The organism is Phyllobacterium zundukense, assembly GCF_025452195.1.
Classification (GTDB): Bacteria; Pseudomonadota; Alphaproteobacteria; order Rhizobiales; family Rhizobiaceae; genus Phyllobacterium; species Phyllobacterium zundukense_A.
Window position 1 is genome coordinate 3,603,358 of record NZ_CP104973.1, and the last position, 19,959, is coordinate 3,623,316.

Annotated in this window: 20 protein-coding genes and 1 pseudogene; 10 read left to right on the plus strand and 11 right to left on the minus strand. The window is 57.8% G+C overall.

The window, feature by feature from the left end; translation table 11 throughout:
* Positions 1–336 precede the first annotated feature (336 nt).
* On the plus strand, positions 337–1,269 hold the full coding sequence (locus N8E88_RS30125) for a tyrosine-type recombinase/integrase (protein WP_262293728.1): 933 nt from the start codon (positions 337–339) through the stop codon (positions 1,267–1,269).
* Between the two features lie 197 nt (positions 1,270–1,466).
* On the opposite strand, the gene N8E88_RS30130 is transcribed toward N8E88_RS30125, so the two are convergent.
* Positions 1,467–2,633, minus strand: coding sequence for a GAF domain-containing sensor histidine kinase (locus N8E88_RS30130; RefSeq protein ID WP_262293729.1), 1,167 nt, complete (start codon positions 2,631–2,633; stop codon positions 1,467–1,469).
* 296 nt (positions 2,634–2,929) lie between these two features.
* On the opposite strand from N8E88_RS30130, the gene N8E88_RS30135 reads away from it, so the two are divergent.
* Positions 2,930–3,259, plus strand: coding sequence for a plant Invertase/pectin methylesterase inhibitor family protein (locus tag N8E88_RS30135; protein WP_262293730.1), 330 nt, complete (start codon positions 2,930–2,932; stop codon positions 3,257–3,259).
* Here the strand turns inward: N8E88_RS30135 and N8E88_RS30140 are convergent.
* From N8E88_RS30140 to N8E88_RS30150, 3 genes are all read right to left on the minus strand, one after another.
* Positions 3,256–3,780: a DUF2380 domain-containing protein gene (locus N8E88_RS30140; protein WP_262293731.1), complete on the minus strand. Its 525-nt coding sequence runs from the start codon at positions 3,778–3,780 to the stop codon at positions 3,256–3,258. The genes N8E88_RS30135 and N8E88_RS30140 overlap by 4 nt on opposite strands.
* Positions 3,781–4,188: 408 nt before the next feature.
* On the minus strand, positions 4,189–4,365 hold the full coding sequence (locus N8E88_RS30145; RefSeq protein ID WP_262293732.1) for a hypothetical protein: 177 nt from the start codon (positions 4,363–4,365) through the stop codon (positions 4,189–4,191).
* 110 nt (positions 4,366–4,475) lie between these two features.
* Positions 4,476–5,216 (minus strand): cation efflux transmembrane domain-containing protein, encoded by a 741-nt coding sequence (locus tag N8E88_RS30150; RefSeq protein ID WP_262293733.1) that lies wholly within the window; start codon positions 5,214–5,216, stop codon positions 4,476–4,478.
* Positions 5,217–5,280: 64 nt separating this feature from the next.
* Between N8E88_RS30150 and N8E88_RS30155 the strand changes: the two genes are divergently transcribed.
* From N8E88_RS30155 to N8E88_RS30165, 3 genes and pseudogenes are all read left to right on the plus strand, one after another.
* Positions 5,281–5,706, plus strand: coding sequence for a MerR family transcriptional regulator (locus N8E88_RS30155; RefSeq protein WP_262293734.1), 426 nt, complete (start codon positions 5,281–5,283; stop codon positions 5,704–5,706).
* 89 nt (positions 5,707–5,795) lie between these two features.
* A pseudogene (locus N8E88_RS30160) lies at positions 5,796–6,120 on the plus strand (YnfA family protein).
* 127 nt (positions 6,121–6,247) lie between these two features.
* A complete protein-coding gene (locus N8E88_RS30165) occupies positions 6,248–7,627 on the plus strand; it encodes a transposase (protein ID WP_262291616.1) in 1,380 nt (459 codons plus the stop codon).
* A gap of 202 nt (positions 7,628–7,829) precedes the next feature.
* On the opposite strand, the gene N8E88_RS30170 is transcribed toward N8E88_RS30165, so the two are convergent.
* Positions 7,830–8,789, minus strand: coding sequence for a dienelactone hydrolase family protein (locus tag N8E88_RS30170; protein WP_262293735.1), 960 nt, complete (start codon positions 8,787–8,789; stop codon positions 7,830–7,832).
* 203 nt (positions 8,790–8,992) lie between these two features.
* Positions 8,993–9,583, minus strand: coding sequence for a sulfocyanin-like copper-binding protein (locus tag N8E88_RS30175; protein WP_262293736.1), 591 nt, complete (start codon positions 9,581–9,583; stop codon positions 8,993–8,995).
* Between the two features lie 305 nt (positions 9,584–9,888).
* Between N8E88_RS30175 and N8E88_RS30180 the strand changes: the two genes are divergently transcribed.
* Entirely contained in the window at positions 9,889–10,668 is a 780-nt protein-coding gene (locus tag N8E88_RS30180) for a class I SAM-dependent methyltransferase (protein ID WP_262293737.1), read from the plus strand.
* Here N8E88_RS30180 and N8E88_RS30185 read toward each other — a convergent pair.
* Positions 10,665–11,309 (minus strand): 3'-5' exonuclease, encoded by a 645-nt coding sequence (locus tag N8E88_RS30185; protein WP_262293738.1) that lies wholly within the window; start codon positions 11,307–11,309, stop codon positions 10,665–10,667. The genes N8E88_RS30180 and N8E88_RS30185 overlap by 4 nt on opposite strands.
* Before the next feature lie 241 nt (positions 11,310–11,550).
* On the opposite strand from N8E88_RS30185, the gene N8E88_RS30190 reads away from it, so the two are divergent.
* Complete coding sequence (locus tag N8E88_RS30190; RefSeq protein ID WP_224505641.1) at positions 11,551–11,703, plus strand: hypothetical protein; 153 nt, start codon at positions 11,551–11,553, stop codon at positions 11,701–11,703.
* Positions 11,704–11,922: 219 nt separating this feature from the next.
* Here the strand turns inward: N8E88_RS30190 and N8E88_RS30195 are convergent, their stop codons facing one another.
* The 3 genes from N8E88_RS30195 to N8E88_RS30205 all read right to left on the minus strand — a co-directional run bounded on the left by N8E88_RS30195 (position 11,923) and on the right by N8E88_RS30205 (position 14,759).
* Positions 11,923–12,735 carry a class I SAM-dependent methyltransferase gene (locus N8E88_RS30195; RefSeq protein ID WP_262293739.1) on the minus strand — a complete coding sequence of 271 codons (813 nt, stop codon included), beginning with the start codon at positions 12,733–12,735 and terminating at the stop codon, positions 11,923–11,925.
* 154 nt (positions 12,736–12,889) lie between these two features.
* Positions 12,890–13,645 (minus strand): DUF899 domain-containing protein, encoded by a 756-nt coding sequence (locus tag N8E88_RS30200; RefSeq protein ID WP_262293740.1) that lies wholly within the window; start codon positions 13,643–13,645, stop codon positions 12,890–12,892.
* Between the two features lie 202 nt (positions 13,646–13,847).
* A complete protein-coding gene (locus N8E88_RS30205; protein ID WP_262293741.1) occupies positions 13,848–14,759 on the minus strand; it encodes an alpha/beta fold hydrolase in 912 nt (303 codons plus the stop codon).
* Between the two features lie 242 nt (positions 14,760–15,001).
* Between N8E88_RS30205 and N8E88_RS30210 the strand changes: the two genes are divergently transcribed.
* The 3 genes from N8E88_RS30210 to N8E88_RS30220 are packed head-to-tail and all read left to right on the plus strand — an operon-like array spanning position 15,002 to position 18,282.
* Positions 15,002–15,460: a (2Fe-2S)-binding protein gene (locus tag N8E88_RS30210; RefSeq protein WP_262293742.1), complete on the plus strand. Its 459-nt coding sequence runs from the start codon at positions 15,002–15,004 to the stop codon at positions 15,458–15,460.
* A gap of 3 nt (positions 15,461–15,463) precedes the next feature.
* Positions 15,464–17,620: a xanthine dehydrogenase family protein molybdopterin-binding subunit gene (locus N8E88_RS30215; RefSeq protein WP_262293743.1), complete on the plus strand. Its 2,157-nt coding sequence runs from the start codon at positions 15,464–15,466 to the stop codon at positions 17,618–17,620.
* A gap of 11 nt (positions 17,621–17,631) precedes the next feature.
* Positions 17,632–18,282, plus strand: a complete 651-nt coding sequence (locus N8E88_RS30220) for an Isoquinoline 1-oxidoreductase subunit (protein ID WP_262293744.1) — start codon at positions 17,632–17,634, stop codon at positions 18,280–18,282.
* A gap of 176 nt (positions 18,283–18,458) precedes the next feature.
* Here N8E88_RS30220 and N8E88_RS30225 read toward each other — a convergent pair whose 3' ends face one another.
* Entirely contained in the window at positions 18,459–19,946 is a 1,488-nt protein-coding gene (locus N8E88_RS30225; protein WP_262293745.1) for a pyridoxal phosphate-dependent decarboxylase family protein, read from the minus strand.
* Between the last annotated feature and the right edge of the window lie 13 nt (positions 19,947–19,959).

Here is a 19,959-nt window from a genome sequence, read left to right on the forward strand (position 1 = left end):
GATCTCACACTACCAACGCCGGGCTTTTTCCGGCGTTGGCCTTCCCCTCAAACAATATTCACCATTCAATTTTCAGCGTTCGTAGAGCAACGCACAGACATTTAGCGAGAGGATTTTCAAACCGGTCGTGGACCGAGGAGATGGTGACATGTTTGGACAACAACCCGCAAGGTTGGACGTTGATGAAGCCGGTGACGGTTTTATCAGACGGAAGTCTATTAGCCTAAAGTGGCATGGGTTTCCGGATTGCGCTTTCGGAAAAGACGGGTACAACTCGTCGGATATTGTACCGAATATTTTTCCGATGTTTGTTTCATCGATTAGAGCGCAATCACTATGACGATTTCTGCCTTGGGTGTCGCCCCCTCCCCGCCCGAAACGGCGTTTCCGGTCCGGTTCCAGTACGATCTCAGCTATGCTTCGGCGGATCATGGGATCAAACGATTGGTCAAGGAGCATTCTCTCAACAATCTGACGGCGCAATATATCAGTATTCTCTGGGACGAAGGTTCGCATAAAACCAATGTCCGGTCCTTCCTTGGAGAAATCTGCGAAATATTGAGCGGCGAGCGTTTCAGCGTTTTCACGCAGGAAATGCTTGATTCTGTGATCGGCACGCTACGCGAGCGCGGCAATAGCAATGCAACCATCAATCGAAAGATGGCTGCCTTGAGCAAGCTGCTGCGGAAGGCGTGCAAAATGGGCGACATTTACAATTTGCCGGAGTTCCGGCGCCAAAAGGAACGGCAGGGACGTATCCGCTTCCTTGAAGCCGAAGAGGAACTGCGGCTTTTCTCGGCGATCCGCATGCGCTGCGAAGACAGCTACAGGTTGAGCGTGTTTCTGGTGGATACGGGTTGCCGGCTTGGCGAAGCAATCGGCCTCAACTGGAACGATCTGCAGGATTCACGATCGACCTTCTGGCTGACGAAGTCTGGCCGCAGCCGCACGGTTCCTTTGACCAGCCGGGTGAAGGAGGTCGTCCAGATCCCGCATGGCCGGTTGAAAGGCCCTTTCGCCATGCACACGCAAGTGCGTTTTCGCGCGATCTGGAACGAAGCCAAGGCGGAAGTCGGGCTTGGGACAGACGATCAGGTGGTCCCGCATATTCTGCGCCACACCTGCGCCTCGCGGCTGGTGCGCGGCGGCATCGATATCAGGCGCGTACAGATCTGGCTCGGCCATCAGACGCTGTCGATGACGATGCGCTACGCCCACCTTGCGACCAATGATCTCGACAGCTGCGTGGCTGTGCTCGAACGCCACTAGGGTCTGCAGGCTCATGGCAAGGCAGCCTGCAAACGGCGTTGTTCTGTGCTCCGGTGTTCACGTACCACAATGTGCGCTGCGCTCGGGTGCTCGAAAAACCACCTTTCGACCGACATGAATCTCAACCGCCCCTAAAGCACAGTTCCGTTTTGCCATCTGCGAACAGAACTGGCTCTGAATGAGAAGATTTGGATTACCTATTGGACCAGCGGCATGCGGAAGGTGAACCGCGTTTCTTCCGGGGTCGAGGAAACCTCCAGCGTCCCGCCATGCACGCGCGCAATTTCCGAGGCAATATAAAGCCCGAGCCCCAGTCCCTGCTGGCCGGCCCGCGCTTCACGCCGGAAGAACGGCAGGAATAATTGCGCCATTGTTTCCGGCGGGATAGGTTCTCCTGTGTTGGAGACCCACAACTCAAAGACGCCATTATCGATCGATGCGTTGACGCGAATGGGACCATCTTCGGAACCATGCATCAGGGCATTGCCGAGGAGATTCGACAGGAGCTGGCCGATCCTGACCCGGTCGCATTTCAATGGATCTTCGAAATCGAGATTCGCCTCGACAACGTGGCCGGTCCGAACGGAAGCCAATTCATCGATGACCTGAACCAGTGTCGGCTTCAACGGTTCCGCATCGTCGAGTTCCAGCACAACGCCTTCCCCCAGCCGGGCGCGCGCCAGATCGAGCACATTGTCGATCAGGCCCGACATGCGAACGACGCTGCCGCGGATCAGCTTGACGATGTCCGTCGCTTTCTCATCCAGCGGCGAGCGAAGCAGCATGCGCGTTCCAGAATCGATCGACGCTACCGGATTGCGCAGATCATGGCCAAGTACGGCGACGAATTGCTCGCGGAATTCGGAAATCTTGCGCTCGTCGAGAAGCGCGGCTTCCGTTCTCGCCAGACGCTCATTCGCGTGCAGATGAAAGGCGATCAATTCGGCAAACAGTTTGAACATGCCAATCGTTTCGGGATTGTTGAGGCGCGCCGGCCGTGGACCGATGGCGCAAAGCGTGCCGAAAAACGAACCGTCCGGGAGGATGACAGGCATCGAAATATAGCTCTGGAAGCCGTAGATCGCCGGCATGTGATGATTGGAATAAACTGGATCGTTCGCGACTTCGTCGATGACCACCGCCTCGCGGCTATCGCAGATGGTGGTTTTCAGCTTCAGTTCATCGCCAGGCTTGAGGCCAAATTCGATCGCATCGAGAACCTGGCAGGCGATCCAGCGATCTTCGGTTACCCGCGCTACGGCGGCAAAGCCCATGCCGGTACTGCGGCAAACGACATCGAGGATCATCGGTACCGCAGCAATCCGGCCGATCGCATCGATGTCGGCCTGAAAGTCATTGTTCATCAAGCCTTCCGATATTGTAGTCGCACCCAGGGTCCGAGACATATCCGTTTTTGCGCGTGAGAAAAAGTGGCATTGGCGTGTCCGGACCGCAAAGGCCGGCCCATGGGGCCGGGACTTGTTAATAGGCAAAGTACTTTCATGCGATGGTGTCACTATCCAAGAAAAACTGTGCCATATAAACGTCTTTCCGATTTAGCCTCATAATACATCTGCATTACAGGCATCTAACCTTGACGATTAATTGACGTTGCGTCACTCATCTGCAAGGATTTCATCCGGCACATCGGAGACCTTGCATGGCACTATGGTTGGATATACTTCGCGAGAAAAACGATCTTGCGGGGCAGCTGAGCGAAAAGATACCAAGGTTCCTCGCCTATGAGCGCCTGACACTGGATCAGGCAACGCGGCTGCACATCTTTCTGGAAAATCACGCGGAAGAAATGCGAAACCTGGCCAGGGAGATCGGCGCGGTCGACCTTGTCGAGGCATTGCATGAAGCCGCCGATGCGCTGGAAAGGATATTCTCTGACCTTGCGGCGGCGGCCGAGCTGAAGGTTGCGGAGCTTCGCCAGAAAGAGGCCTATGTCAACGCGCCGCCCGCCCCGAAACTCGCCTACAGTTAAAGCGAGCGGGCAGTAATCACCCGCCGAATTGGCAGCGGTTGACGATCTGTCCCGCCGAAAACTTCGCTGCGCGGCGCCAGGATCTCGTCCGTATCGCCGCGGTAGGTGATCAATTCCCCGCAAATCGCGCGCTGGTCCTCGACATTGAGCACAGAATATTTGACCCAGCCGATCAATGTGCTGGTCTTTTCGACGGCGCCGATAACGACAAACCGCGCACCGGCCTGCCTGGCTTGCCGGGCAAGCGGTTCGAAGCCCGGGTCCGCTGCCGTGCACTGCGACGCCTCGCAAGGCAGCGTGACGAGTCGTAGCTTGCCGCTGGCTGCCAACCGATCGCGCAGAAAATCAGAGAGCGCCTTCAGTCTCCGCTTGTGCGCATCGCTCTGATCGACCGGTTCACCGGAGGTGTCGAGAAAGTCAAAATTTGCGACTGCAACCGGCACTGTGGACTCGGCACGCGCCGGCAGAACAGCCATCACGGCACCGAGCACCACCGCCGCAAACGAGGCATGGACAGTCATTTCATCATCCTTTCCCGCTCCCCCGGAGGACACGGGAGAAGGATAGTTGAAACTGCAACGATGTCCAATCTGACGGCAATGTGGCGGCCGGCAACTTTCCCTTGCCTCTTGACATCCAACGTTCACATTGAATTGATAGGGGACGGCTCAGCGTCAAGAGGAGCATTCATGCACGACGATGATGAAGACGACAATATCATGCATTACACCACCCCGATGTGGTGCCATTTGCTCATCTTCGGCTTTGCTGTCTCGATCGCTGTCGGTATCTGTCAACTCTGTTCATAACGTTCTGCCCGCACGTTAAAATAAACGCGGCCCGACCCTCATAAACTTGGGGGAACAGGGCCGCGCCGGACCTCGATGCCCGCATGGGCATGGCAGAAACTGTCAAGCTTTGGCAGCCGTCTAGCGGTGTTTGCGCTGCGTCTGGAACACCAGGATCAGGACGACTGCAACAGCGAGCAGAATAGACAGATCACGCATAACCGTAACGTCCAAATTCGAATGGCCCGCGCGGGCCACTTTTATCTGATTGTCGTTTCCCGGCCGGTTCAGCGGCAACGAGCCCACTTGCGTAGACATTCGCAGAATAGCCGGAACGTCATATGAAATCGATTGGAGGTTCGGTCCGAAAATATCAAAATCTTATAAAGGGACCTGTGGTCCGGCTGGCGAAATGGCGGATTTACCTGTCACCCCACGGCAACCGGAGGAGCGTGGCGTCTTCCCTCGTGATACTCGCTCCACGCCTGTCGGAGGATTTGCACCGAAGATGTAAGGAAGATACCTGCCATGAGTGCCGCAACCGCCAAGTCAGGCCATGCGGTCGATGTGCCCCACACTCCAAAAGCCGCAGCCATAACCACGACGTTGCCGATCGCATCATTGCGAGAGCAGAGCCAGACAGATCGAACATTCGCGTCACCATCTTTATAGGGGCGCAGCAAAAGAACGGAGCCAAGGTTTGCAGCGAGCGCCAAGAAGCCGATCACACCCATCACCTCGGCGCTCGGAAGTCCGAGGACAAAGACTTGATAGACGGTCGAACCAAAAACCCAGACAGCCATGACGGAAAGCGAGAGACCCTTGAACAGGGCGGCTGTCGCTCGCGTGCGCAGGCTTGCCCCGATCACGGCGAGGCTCAACCCGTAGGTGACGGTATCGGCAAGGAAATCCAGGGCATCCGCCTTGAGCGCCTGCGAACCCGCCAGTTGACCAGCTACCATCTCCGTCAGGAACATCGCCCCGTTTATGGCGATCACAGTCCAGAGTATCCGTTTGTAGCGCGGGTCCACGCCATCAAAGAGTGGCACTCCACCGGAACAGCAAGTGTCTTGAACCTTGTGGAGAGCGGCTGGCTTGTCCACGGGAAAGACCAACGGGGCCGGGGCGCACGATGTGCCCGTTTCGTGGTTACAGCAGTAATCAGCCATGCGGTGCCTCCTTTTATATTGGCACTCTAGTCCCTATAGTGACTAGAGGTTCAAGGGGTTTTTCATGGATTTTTCGATTGGTGAACTCGCGCGACGTACCCAAGTCAAGGTGCCAACCATACGCTATTATGAACTGATTGGCCTCTTGCCGCTGCCGGCTCGCACCGAAGGGCAGCAAAGGCGCTACGATAAGACCAGCATGGCGCGGCTCGCCTTTATCAGGCATGCGCGCGAACTCGGCTTCAACATCGAGGCAATCCGTGCGCTTCTCTCGCTGCAGGACAATCCGGATCAATCTTGCAGCGTTGCCGACAGGATAGCTTCAGCGCGCCTCGCTGAAGTCGAGGAACGCATTGCCAGCCTCAGCGCCCTGCGAACGGAATTGCAACGGATGATCGAGGAATGCGCCTGTGGCCGGGTGGCTGAATGCCGCGTAATCGAGACCTTGGCCAATAGCAGCCATCGGCATGGTCGCTTGGCTGAGAACTGATCGCATGGTGATTGTCCGCATTGGCAGACGCAGTTGCGTACATGTCGATGCGTCTAGCTCGCGCTGCGGACCATCTGTATAGGTGAGCCATGTTGACGATTCTCGTTCATGCCGGCGCCGCCCTCGCGGAAATCGCTGGTTGCTTCTCCTTCTGGGCGTGGCTCAGGCTCGACAAGTCGGCGCTTTGGATCATGCCCGGCATGGCCTCACTGGCGCTGTTTGCCTACCTGCTTACTTTAGTTGACGCCACCACGGCGGGACGCGTTAATGCGGCTTATGGCGGGGTTTACATCGTCGCCTCGATCTTGTGGCTGTGGCTGGTCGAAAACAGCAAGCCTGGATCTATGGGACGTGACAGGGACAGCTATCTGCCTCTTGGGTGCCGCTGTTATTCGGCTTCCGGCGAGAGCCTAGCCTGTAGTAGGACATCGAAGAAGCTGCCCAATGACCGCTTGTGGCGGATATTGTTGAAAAACTCGGCATTGCCGATGCTTGGGACGCGTGATTCAATCCTCTGAGTGATTTGCAGGGGATCAGGCGAATGATGGGATGTCAGGCGGTTTCGGCGCAGCTCTTCTACGACTTCTGCCTCGATGATTATGTCCCTGCGGACCATCTGCTGCGCGGGATCGATCGTCACCTCGATCTCGATAGCGTTCGAGCACAGTTGAAGCCTTTTTATAGCAACACTGGGCGGCCCTCAGTTGATCCTGAGCTGATGATGCGAATGCTGATTATCGGCTACAGCATGGGTATCCGGTCGGAACGGCGACTTTGCGAGGAGGTCCATCTCAATCTCGCATATCGGTGGTTTTGCCGCCTTGGCCTGGACGGAAAGGTACCGGATCATTCCAGCTTTTCGAAGAACCGTCATGGCCGGTTCCGGCAAAGTGATATCCTCCGGCACATGTTTGAGACTGTGGTGGAACGGTGCCTTGCCCAAGGGCTGGTGGGAGCAGAAGGCTTTGCGGTTGATGCCAGCCTGATCGCGGCGGACGCCAATAAGCAGCGTTCGGTGCCCGGCACTGAATGGAAAGCCGAAGACGATGCTGGCCGCTCGGTTCAGGAATATCTGGCGGTTCTGGATGACGCGGCTTTTGGCGCTGCCTCGCCGGTGACGCCGAAGTTCATTTCGCAATCCGACCCGGCAGCTCAGTGGACAGGTGCTCATAAGGGGCATGCCTTCTTCGCCTACGCCACCAATTATCTGATCGATACTGATCACGGTGTCATCCTTGACGTCGAGGCTACGCGAGCGATCCGTCAGGCGGAGGTCGGAGCATCCCGCACGATGATCGACAGAACCGAGAACCGCTTCGGCTTGAAGCCAGGCTATCTGGCAGCCGACAGCGCTTACGGTTCTGCTGACAATCTTGCCTGGCTAGTCAAGGAAAAGGACATCGCGCCGCACATTCCGGTGTTTGATAAATCCAACAGGACCGACGGGACCTTCTCGCGTTCGGACTTCACCTGGGATGGCGAGAATGATCGCTACATCTGCCCGGCAGGCGAAGAGCTCAAGCAGTTTCACCGAACCTATGCATCGCCCAGATCGGGGATAACGAGTGAAGGGACGCGGCTCTATCGCGCCAGCAAAAAGAACTGCGACGCCTGCGAATTCAAACAGCGCTGCTGCCCGAATGCGCCTGCTCGCAAGGTGCCGCGTGATCTCAACGAAGATGCCCGCGATGTCGCCAGAGCTATTGCCGCCACACCCGCTTACGAGCGGTCCCGGCATCGCCGCAAGAAGGTCGAGATGCTCTTCGCTCACCTCAAACGCATTCTCCGGATGGCGCGTTTGAGGCTGCGAGGTCCATGTGGTGCGCGAGACGAATTCCTGCTTGCAGCAACCGCCCAGAACCTCAGAAGACTGGCGAAACTCAGACCACAAAGGCCACCACACGGCGTCATTGCTGCATAAAAGCGGCCAGAAAGGATACCCTACGCGAAAGTGCGGGGCAGATAGCCCATCATCCCTACCGGAAGGATGCTGCAACAGCCCGATGAACAGCTACCTGGCCGAGTTTTTCAACGATATCGGCGCAAAGCGGGCGCTCATCCTTTGAAGAGAGACTGCCCGACATGGCAACACGTGGCGCGTCGGCAGGTTGACGTCATGCCACTTACTTTCGACCAAACACCTCGGACAAAATCACCTTCACCGCTGCCTGAGCCGCCGTGGTTGCCGTGTCATTGTACTGAGAGCTCGGGCCATATTCGACGCAGGCGTCGGCATAGCTGAAGGGACGGCCCGTCGCTGCATTCAACAATTTTCCATCCTCTTCGTTGCGCCAGCAATTTCGCGACGTCTGATTGTCTGGATCAGCAAAGCGTGCGGGATTGCGCGGACTGTCGAACCCATGCAGTGCGCCATCGTACTCGGTCATCGTTGCATCGTTACCTGCCTTGGCCAGACGCTCTATATAGGAACGACAAGGAGCAGGTGGTGTCCAGTCGTCGTCAGCGCCGTGGAATTCGCGAATTGGTACGGCCGCAACCTTCAATTCGTCGACAAGCTGGAAATTGCAGGCAGGGTAAAAGGGCAGATGCGCTACGATTTGAGCCCTGGAAGGGCCGAATGATCGCTGAAACCGTATCATTGCCGAATACAAAGCCGTGTTGCCGCCGCGGGAGAATCCCATCAGTGCAACACGGGATGCGTCAATATCCGGGTGTTCGGCCAGTGCATCCGCAGCCCGGTATGCATCGTAGATCTGCGTAAACTGGCCGAACTGAGATTGATCGGTTGACGCTTGGGTGAGACCCCGGGCCGTGTAGCTGTCCAGGCTCAGTGTAGCTATACCTATACTGTTGAGAAACCTTGACCATCCCCACACGGCTCCACTCCCAGGACCATCGGTGCCGTGGAGCAAGATGACGACAGTAAGTTTGCCTTTGTCGTCCGGGCCGCTCAGAACACCCTTAAGCACGACAGGTATCCCTGCTTTCTGGTTGCCTTTAAGGAAATCCTCGTCCGACAAGGTGCGGGATTGGATTTCGAGTGTGTTCTCCAAAGCGAATGTGGCTGTGCCGAAAAATGACGCGAAGCTCAACACGACGAAAAAAGCACTTACCCTGATCATGACCGCAATCCTCGGAGAGCTATAAGTGAAAGTTACACGATGGGCGGGTTCTCCAGTATGTTGCCCATATATTGTGTGTTCAACATCGAAGATGCAGCTAGCTGGCGATAATTGAAGCAGTCAGCCTTGCCACTACGCGAAACCAGGCTGGCCGCCCGGTCCATATGTCGACAAGCCAGAAGGCAGCGAAGGGTGGCGCAGATCTACGGACGCCCCGCAGGCTGATCCTGCGGAAACTTGTCGTCATGGACGATTGCTGCGGCTTGGTCGAGGTCGTCTCTCACCTCGAAACCGATCCAGTGACCGTCCATCAGATGTGTTTGCCTCGCACAGGCCAGGAAATATTCTCCGGACTGCATAGCGACAAAGTTGATTTGCCTTCGCTCATTGTATTTGATTCCCTCTGGCGGATCGGTATACGCCCCCCAGACAGCATCCTTGGCCGTCAACTTCACCGGCATTTCTGACTGAGCATAGACCCTGGTCACCATCAGGCTATGCGGGAAAGACAAGGAGCCATTGATGAACGTGATCTCTACTGACCAATCCGTTGGGACGATTATGGTAAGATTGCCGCCCCAGTATCCGTTGAAATCGATAATGTCGGTCCGGATGTCGTCCCTGCGATACCGTTCGACCTGATTCCAGTCGGCAACAATCTCTATCGCCACGGTTTTTGCTCCGGGTACGTTCTTGATCCAGCTCGGTACGAAAGGCTCGGCGGCCAGTGCAATTCCAGGCAACAGTCCCAAAACGATGAAGGCGAGAAAGGCAATATGGGCACGGCACTCCATCGCAGAGCTCCTCCCGAGCGCGATATAGACCAATCCAACGAAAGTACTCTCAAATGAAGTGCTACACCAGCAAGCGCACATTAGTCGCAAACTTTGAGCACTAAACCGTCATGTCCAGTTCTGTGCTTCGAAGGGTCAAGCTCCTCGAGGATATTGACCGCTGTTGGCCCCAAGCGGACTAAGCATATCGTTAACTCAGAAGCCTTGCGCACTGTACGATGGCCCTTGGTGGGCCATGAGACGATCGTGCGGATTGGCTGCCAGTACCCCTTGTCGGAAGAGCACTCCTCTCTTACGATGTAACAATGTTACAATCAGTCAGTGGAGCGCCGGCCAATCCGGCCAATTCAGCAAGCCCTCGATTTTTTGAGAGCGCCGGCATCAGAACGGGATCGCGCGTCCTCGATATCGGCTGTGGGAACGGTGATCTTAGCCGGTTCGTCGCGAGGCTGGCCGGGCCGCAGGGCGAGGTTGTTGCAGTTGACAGTAGCGAAGCGGCGCTGGCACTGGCACGTGCCGCAGGAGGTGAACCCGATGCGGCGCCGATCACTTATCACGCGGTCGATCTGGCGGACGATCTGCACGATCTCGGTCGCTTCGATGTGATCGTCGGACGCCGTGTTCTGATGTATCTCCCAGACGCTTCCGCCACGCTCGTTCGGCTGGTCGGACTTGCGAAACCTGGGGCGATACTGGCCTTTCAGGAACACGCGCGCGCCAGTCTTCCCTTCGGTCTTGCAGCCCTTCCTCTGCATCAACGTCTTTACGACTGGATATGGGACACAGTTGCGGCCGAGGGCGGCGACGTGACACTTGGTCTGCGCCTCGTTGAACAGATGCGCTCGCAGGGGCTTTCGATCGCTCAGGCACGCAACGAAGGCGTTCTGATCCAGCTCGGTGAACCTTCCTTCCTCCCGACCCTCATGCGGATCATGCTGCCACGCTTGATCGAACATCGTGTTGCCTCGGCGGAAGAGGTTCAACCCGATACTCTCGCACAACGTATCGAGGATGAACATCGTGCTGTCGGCGGCACGATCGTCTGGGATCAGGCCTTTCTCGTGGCGGGGCAGGTCACGGGCTAACCTGCAATGTCCGCGATTGGCGCCATTTGCGGTAGATCGAAAACTTCGGGCTGAAGTTTCCCCGCCTTCATTAGATGTCGCAACGTGTACGAGATTGATAGCGCGTCATCGAGCGCGTCATGCCCCTGCAATGGAGGATGTTCGACACCGTAGTAGTCGGCCAGCTTGTTGCTAGGCGTCTTCGCCAAATCTTCTATCGGCATCCCCGCTGCGACAAGAAGCTTGACAGCGTTGTCAAACCGCTGGGCGGGAATTGGCGGCTGTAGTCCTGCTACATAGCAACTGATAGCGATCATATTTAGTTCGTCCTTGCCCCAAGACCAAAACCGCGCACCATCCGAGAAGCTGTCCAAGGCGGCGAGGCCATCCTGCAGCGTTACGCCCTCGGAATCCATGTTGCCCTCGGTGATGCCCGTCAGGTTGGTGAAGTAGGGACCAAGCGGGTATCTTTTACCAAAACGATCGATGGGTCGAACGTACGATTTAAGCGTATCCAGGATTGGAAAATCGCCTTCAAGGCCAAGTTTGACGGCTCCGATTTGCGCAATGACAGGATCGGGATCGATGGCTGCGCACCAAAACCGGCTTTGCGACCCCTGAATGCACAGAAACTCACAGTCGAACACGATTGCTGTCTTCATTATTCCTGCTCCATTCGTCGAGTCGCAGAATATCGAGTTAGCGAAGCGTCGCAATGACCGCAATTGGCGCAAGCAGACTGTTGAGGGCAATCCGTCGCTGACCGGTAGTGAAGCGGACATCGCCAATTTGTGGCGTCTGGATTGAGTACACGCCCCTAATTAATTTTAGTGAGGCCACGGTTTATTGAGGAGAAATAACGGTTTCCGCACAATACAGACAAACGAATCGGGGACCAGTGATATGCGGAATCGCGACATTGAACCTTTGGAACTTCGGGACTTCCTGATCATGGCTGTGTTGCTGGCAGCCGTCTTGTTTGTGTTGTGGGGAACTGTTCTGACTATCGGAAACACCCGGCATAATTTCGAGGTTCAGCCGGTCGTTGCGCGCTAGTCTAGCGAGTTTCGGTTTTTGACTGAACATACCGGCGTCCGCCACCTCTGCTTCATCTCATGCCCGACCGCTCCGTCATCCTCGGGCTTGACCCGAGGACCCACACTTTCCTGTGGCAACAAGAAATGCGGTGTGTGATTTGAGCGCGAGAATGGGTCCTCGGGTCAAGCCCGAGGATGACGGAGAGGGAGGCGCGGTTCAGTCAAAACCTGAGACGTGCTACCGCACGGCGGCGACAATGTGGGCCCTCATCCCGCCCTCGATGACGCCGTTTCCAAACCGTTGCATCAAGGCCTGTTCTGCATGTTCGGTGGCGGCCTCGAGACCGGCCGGCGAGCGGCCTTCGATCTCCATTCGCAACGGCGTTCCCTGGCAAAGTGCGGTCGCCGCATCGCGCGCAGACTTCGCACGGCTGGTCTTGTCGAGCGTTTCAATGCTGATCGACCTGAAACCCGCGGCCGACAATTCGTCGCGGATCGTCTTCTGATCCCAGTAACCGTGTGGCGTCCTTGCCATGAAACGAGGCGGGTCGTCCGGAAACATCTCTTCCAGCGCGTTTGTCACCACTTGGGTGAAATCACTGGTGGTCAGCTTGTCCCAGACATTGAAAAAATAATGTCCACCGGGCTTCAGGACGCGGTAGGCTTCCTTATGCCCCTGGACCTTGTTCGGGTAGAACATGACCCCGAATTGACACGCTACGACATCGAACATTTGCGGCTCGAAGGGGAGCGCGAGGGCATCCGCTTGCAGCCAGACGATGCGACTATCGTCGGACTGCCTCGAACTTGCCCGATCAAGCATCGGCTGGTTGAGATCCGATGCAACGATCCGTGTGTCTGCATCGAGCCGGGAAGCCATGGCCCGCGTGAGGACACCGGTGCCGGCGGCGATCTCCAGCACGTTTTGCGGCTTGAATTGAGCCACCCGGTCGGCAAGATCCTGCGCATAGGGCTCAAAGATCATCGGCACAACGAGCCGGTCGTAAATTTCCGGAATTGCCCCCGCGAAAATTTTGTCTGTCGCTACCATTGGCTGTCTCCCGCCGTTCGACACGGCTGAATATCATACGCTCCCGAGAGCCACTGCGGAAGCGCCGCGCTGGATGAACTGACGGCGAGAAATTGACTGGACGGAGACCGCGATCCCGCTGACGTTTTGCAAAGCGTTCAGAGGCTCGCCCGACTTATCCGTCTCCCTTCGGTTGCGGAGGGTTGGCGGCAGGGCCATAATTGTCGTGAAGACGCCACCACGTGTAGGGATCGCCCTGAGGACGCCCGGGCGGCACGTCCTGCCAGGTCTCCTGCCGGCCCAACGGCGTCATGTCGAGAAATGACCAGACGGGACCTATTTCTTCAATGCCGCGTCCGTTCAGGAAATACGTGCGGAAAATACGTTCACCGCGCCGGATGAAGACATTGATGCCAAACATTTCTTCAACATTGAAATCCTGAGAGAACCGCTCGTCGGGCAGCGAATAGAAAGGAATATGGTTCCATCCCATCCGTTGGCGCAGGCTCTTGATCTTGTCGACAGGAGCAGCAGTGACGAAGGCGAGGGTCGTGTCGCGTGCTGCAAGATGGGCAGGATGAACGACAGTGTCAGCAAACAGCGAGCAACCGCTGCACGCCCCATCCGGCCAATTCTCGACATCGGGCGCATAGAAGAAACGATAGACGATTAGCTGTCGTCGTCCTTCGAACAGCCCCAGCAGATCCATATCGCCATCTGGGCCTGTGAATTTGTAATTGCGGTCTACTTCGGTCACCGGCAGGAGCCTGCGCTTGGCGGCCAGGCGGTCCTTGGCCTTCATCAAGGCCTTTTCCTCCACGAGCAGCTTCTCGCGGGCAACGTTCCATTCATCTTCTGAAACCACATCGAGGTCGCCAACGGGTTCGCGCATCGACGGAGCCAGGAGTCCGGGACCTTCTTGTCGAGCCATATTCTCCTCCGCTGAAGTGTTGCCTGTTTGCATGCAACGGCTATGCAACACGCCGGTTCCAAGCGAATGAAATTGTCTGCGGTTCGAAGCTTCAACTCTCTCTGAGCATGACCGTCAGCTTTCCATCCCGAAACCAACTCTCGAAAGCTGTCTGACCGAAATCCACTCAATCCCGGTCAGTCCCGGTTTATGGGTTCACGACCTAGTTGGCCGCATTCACCAAATCGTCCCAGGTCTTCACCTTATCCTGCCCGTCAAGAAACGGCATGACGGTCTCTGCCAGCTCCGGCGCAAAGAAAATGTCGTAATGCGTGCGGTTGGGGATGATGGCGAGGCGGTTCTGCGACATGGTCTCGCGCATCCAGCCCGCATCTCTGAGCCCGCCGCCGAGCAGCTGGTAGAATTTGACCACATGTTCGGGACGGTACATGTCGCTATCGGCAAACACCAACATTACCGGCATCTTCAGTTTCGCGACGTCGGCGGAATAATCGTAGGGCTTGCGCATGAAATCACCCATCGCGCCAAGGAGCCGGGGGAAGTCCTCGGGTTTCGGAGCGACGGCGACATAGGATTTGTACATGGGCGTCTCCTTCATCATGTCGGCCATGCCTGCACCCACAGCCGCCTGCATCTTGATCATTTCAGGATAGAACCCGTCCTGCGCATAGCCTGCCGAAACCAGCGCCACGCGATCGACAATTTCGGGGTGCTGTACGGCCAGCCGGAACGCTACACCGCCGCCGAACGAATAGCCAAGAACGTCGGCCTTGTCGTGGCCAAGCGACTTCAGGATCGCCGCCATGTCGTCACCCATCGCTTCAAGGCTCATCGGACGATTGCCGAGCTCGGTGCGGCCATGGCCCTGCAGGTCGACAGCGATAACCTGCCGACCTTCGATGAGGCGCGGCATGATCGGCTGGAACATATCGGTGGATCCAAGCCCACCATGCAGCAGAAGCAGCGGCTTGCCTGCACCTTCTCCCTGTATTTCATAGTAGTAGTTGATGCCACCTGCTTCGACGTGCCCGCTTTTTACCGCGGGCGCGGCGTGAGCCGATGTGATGGTCAATGCAACCGCCGCAACTGCAATGAGGCTTGAAAGAATTTTCATGTTCGTCTCCTCGGACAATGGAACTTATGTGAGCCAATGCAGTTAAGACGAACAGCAACCAGAGCACCCGACAGCCTCTCGAAAATTTTTTCGGGCTGGCGAGCTGCTTTCTGGTTCTGGTAGCAGAAACGTGTCTTGACCCCTCGCCGGACACCTACCATGTTCGATGCAGCCTGGACGCTCAGGACAGACCAACTCAAGCCAGCACGCCCCACGTGCGCAGCCAGATGCGGGACACGAACATGATCACCTTCAAACTCAATGGACAAGAACGGACCTTCGACGGGGATCCCGAGACCCCGTTGCTTTGGGTCATACGCGATTTCGAAAAGCTCACCGGCACGAAATATGGATGCGGCATTGCCCAGTGCGGCGCCTGCACGGTCCATATGGACGGCACCTCGCGCCGCAGTTGCATCACGCCGATATCAACGGTCGAAGGATCGGACGTCGTGACCATCGAAGGCATCGAAGGCAAGGAAGCCGAGGCCATTCACAAAGCCTGGGTTGCGATCGACGTGCCGCAATGCGGGTACTGTCAATCCGGACAAATCATGTCGGCCGTAGCGCTTCTGCAAACGACGCCGAAACCGACCGATGATGATATCGACGGCGCGATGGCGGGCAATATCTGCCGCTGCGCTACCTATCACCGTATCCGGCAGGCGATCCATAACGCCGCCGACACGATGGAGGGCTAAGCGATGACCATTCACACCATCAAAACGACACGCCGGTCCTTCCTCGCAGGTGCGGGGCTCGTCATCGGCTTCACGCTCGCGCCAAAAGTGTTTTCTGCTCAAGCACTCGAAGGTGTCCAGGCTGGCGGCGCGGAAACGCTTTCGCCAATGAACGCCTTCGTCAAGATCGGCGCTGACGATACGGTCACCGTGCTGTCGAAGCATATCGAATTTGGCCAGGGTCCCTTCACCGGATTGGCAACGATCGTCGCTGAAGAGCTCGATGCGGACTGGAGCCAGATGCGTGCGGTGCATTCGCCGGCGGATGACAAGATATACGCCAACCTTGCCTTTGGGCTCCAGGGCACCGGCGGCTCGACCTCCATTGCCAATTCCTACGAGCAGCTTCGCAAGGCGGGCGCCACAGCCCGCGCCATGCTGGTATCCGCTGCGGCAGCGGAATGGAACGTTCCGGCAAGCGAGATCACGGTTTCGAAAGGCCGCATCAAACATGTCGCCTCCGGCAAGGAAAGCGGCTTCGGCGCGCTGGCTGCCAAGGCAGCGACGCAGACCCCGCCTGCCGAACCCGCACTGAAAGACCCGAAGGATTTCGTGCTCATCGGGCAGGAGCTTCCAAAGCTCGATACGCTCGGCAAGACCAACGGCACCGCCGTTTATACGCTCGATATAACTGCCGACAACATGCTCTATGCAGTCGTCGAGCATCCCGCGCATTTTGGTGCGACGGTCAAATCCTTTGACGACAGCGAGGCGCGCAAGGTGCCGGGCGTCGTCGATGTCAAACAGGTACCGCAAGGTGTCGCGGTTTACGCCGACAACACCTTTGCCGCATTGAAGGGCCGCGCCGCCGTGAAGGTCGAATGGGATCTTTCCAAGGCCGAAACCCGATCAAGCGACCAGTTGACGGCGGACTACACCAAGATGTTCGCGGAAAAGGGCCTTGAGGCCACGAATAACGGCGATGTCGACAAGGCATTCAGCGGCCAGGGCGTGCAATCGCTCGAAGCAACGATGGTTTTTCCGTTCCTCGCGCATGCGCCCATGGAGCCGCTCGACGCGGTGTTCATCAAGAGAGCCGATGGATCGGTCGATGTCTATAACGGCGCGCAATTCCCCGGGATGGACCAGAAAACCGCTGCAAAGGTCTTGAACCTCGATCCTGCGAAAGTCCGGCTGAACACGCAAATCACCGGCGGCAGCTTTGGGCGCAAGGCGCAGTTCGGCTCGCCATATATGCAGGAGGCCGCGGCTGTTTTCGGCGCAACCGACGGCAGGCGCCCGTTGAAGCACATGTGGACGCGCGAGGACGACATTCGCGGCGGCTACTACCGGCCTATGTATGTGCACAAGATGCGCGGCGCGATGGATGCCGATGGCCAGATCGTCGGCTGGGACCAGACAATCGTCGGCCAGTCGATCATGGGCAAGGCTGACCTCGACGAAAGTTCGGTCGAAGGCGCTTCGAACCTGCCCTACACAATTCCAAACCTGCGCGTGATTTCGCACAATACCAAGCTGGAGGTACCGCCATTGTGGTGGCGCTCGGTCGGGCATACGCATACGGGCTTCGCGGTCGAGACCTTTGTCGATGAATTGCTGCAGAAGGTCGGCAAGGATCCTGTCGACGGCCGGCTGGCGCTTTTGAGCAAAGAGCCCCGTCATGTGGGAACACTCAAGAAGGTCGCCGAAATGGCCGATTGGGGTTCGCCAGTGCCTGAGGGACGCCAGCGCGGCGTCGCAATCGTCAAGAGCTTCGACAGCTATGTCGCGCAGATCGTCGAGATTTCGCTCGGTGAAGATGGCGCGCCCCGCGTGCACAAGGTGTGGTGTGCCGTCGATTGCGGTGTTGCGGTCAATCCCAATGTCATCGCGGCACAGATGGAAGGCGGCATTGGCTACGGTCTCGGCGCGGTGCTGTTCGATGCTATCACGCTTGGAGATGGCGGCAAGATCGTCCAGTCCAACTTCCACGACTACCGGTCATTGCGCATCAACGAGATGCCGGCGGTCGAAGTCGCGATCATCCCATCTACCGAAAAACCGACCGGTGTCGGCGAACCGGGTGTACCCCCGGTCGGCCCCGCGGTTGCCAATGCATGGCGGCGACTGACCAATAATCCTGTCCGGCAGCTGCCGATCGTCAACGTGCTTTCAGCTTGAGGGGACGCAGGATGAAACGCAACATCGCTTACATCTCGCTCGCAATGTGTCTTGCGGTCAATGGCGGGCTTGCCGTCTCGAGTATTTCGCTCGCCCAGGACAAGCCCGCGGTGGCAAAAGAGGAGCTCAAGCCCGCATCGTCCTTCCAATCAATCACTGACGAAAAGCAGCGATCAGTTGCGCTTTTCGAGGAGGCCGGCAAGGTCATCGAGCATCCGCGCTGTGTCAATTGCCATCCGGCAACTGACAGGCCGCTGCAGGATATTTCCATGCATCCGCACCAGCCGCCGGTATCCCGCGGTGAAGGCGGCATGGGCATGCCCGGAATGCAGTGCAACACCTGCCACGGAGCCGAGAATGTGAAAGTCATCGGGCAAGCCGAGACGATCAAGAGCATTCCCGGCAATCCGAACTGGCATCTCGCCCCCATCGAAATGGCCTGGGAGGGCAAGTCTCTCGGCGCCATCTGCAACCAGATCAAGGATCCGCAGCGCAATGGCGGCAAGAACCTGGACGAGATCGTCGAGCACATGGCGCATGACGATCTCGTTGGCTGGGGTTGGCATCCGGGCGACGGCCGGGAGCCTGTACCCGGAACGCAGGAAGCCTTCGGCGAACTGATCAAGGCCTGGGTCGCGACCGGCGCCGCCTGCCCGTCGTAAGTTGCGCTGGAGAATTTCGGGTTTCGGTGGACGCTACTCTGCCACCCCACCCCGAACCTTCGGTCCGACCCTCCCCATCAAGGGGAGGGTAAAGAGCCGACAGGACCAAGCGCCCACCTCCCCCTTGATGGGGCAGCGAAGCTGCGGGTGGGAGTGTTTCATGCCCCCTCGAAACCTCAGATGCTCTGGCTTCTGCTGGCGATCTCGGCTCCCAGGCGCAAGGTTTCGCGTATCAACAGGTCGAGATCGCCCTGGCGGGTGCGATGATTGTTGATTGCGACACGCAGGCAATGCTCGCCATGAACAGTCGTGTCCGAAATGGAGGCTGTCCCTTCCTCCTGCAATCTGAGCATGATCTCGGTGTTGAGTGCCTTGAGCCGTTCGCCGGAAAATCCTTCAGGACGATAGCGATAGCAGACGATGTTGATGTTGGTGGTTGCGACCAGTTCGAGAAGCGGCTCGGCTTCGACCAAACTATTGAGGTAGTGGCCCTGCCGGATGTTCTGGTCGATGAGACGGCCAAATTTCAGAACACCATGTTCCTTCAGCGACATCCATACTTTCAACGCGCGGAACCCGCGTGAGGTTTGCAGCCCGTAGTCATGCAGCCAGTTGGCAGATGCAAGCCCGCGCGACGTCATCTCCAGAAATTCCGGCGTCACTGCAAATGTCTCACGATGCGCAGTCGCATCGCGGACCAGCGCACAACCGACTTCGAAGGGAGCATGGAGCCACTTGTGCGGATCGAGCGCAACGGAGTCCGCGCGCTCTATGCCGGCAACGCGCCATCTGTTTTCTGGCGCGATGGCGATGAGCGCTCCGATGCAACCATCGACATGGAACCAGAGCCCCTCCTCCGCTGCCAGCGTCGCCAGCCCTTGCAGATCGTCGAAGGCGCCGGTGTTGACGGTGCCGGCGGTTCCGATCACGCAGGCGGGCTGAAAACCTGCCGCACGATCTTCCGCGATTGCCGCGCGCAATGCGGAAAGGTCTATGCGCAACTCATCGTCAGTGCCGATACGCCGGAGCGCACGGTTCCCGAGGCCAAGCGCCTCCATCGCCTTGCGGTGGCAACTGTGGACCTGATCCGACCCATAGAATCGCAGTGGCTTTTCGATCGCGGCGACCCCCTGCTCGCGCACGTCAATACCAGCCTTGGCGTTCCGCGCTACGGTCAGGCCGATGATATTGGCCATCGAGCCACCGCTGACCAGCGTGCCGCTGGCCGAGGCCGGAAAGCCCAGCATCTCCTTGCACCAGTTGACGACCTGTTGATCCATGAGCGCCGCCGCATGGTTGCCGCCGCCAAGGTTGGAACCCTGAATGGCCGCCAGAAAATCTCCGAGTGCCCCGGTGAAGTTGCTCGATCCCATGTACCACGACCAGAAACGCGGGTGGATGTTGCCCATGGGATAGGACATGACCGTATCCGTTACCTCGCGATAGACGTCGGCAAGCGGTGCCGGCGATTGCGGCAGGGGAGCGGCGAAGGAAGCCCTGACCCGGTCTGGCATGTCCTGCCAGACCGGGCGCTCGCGAACATTGCGCAGGTAACCCACGGCATCGTCGATGACCTGATGCGACAGCGTCTGGACGCCCGTCCAGTCCTCCGGATCGAGCGTTTCTTCGACGTTCCTTGCTACCGGCTTGAGCGATGTGTCCATTTCGGATCTCCGG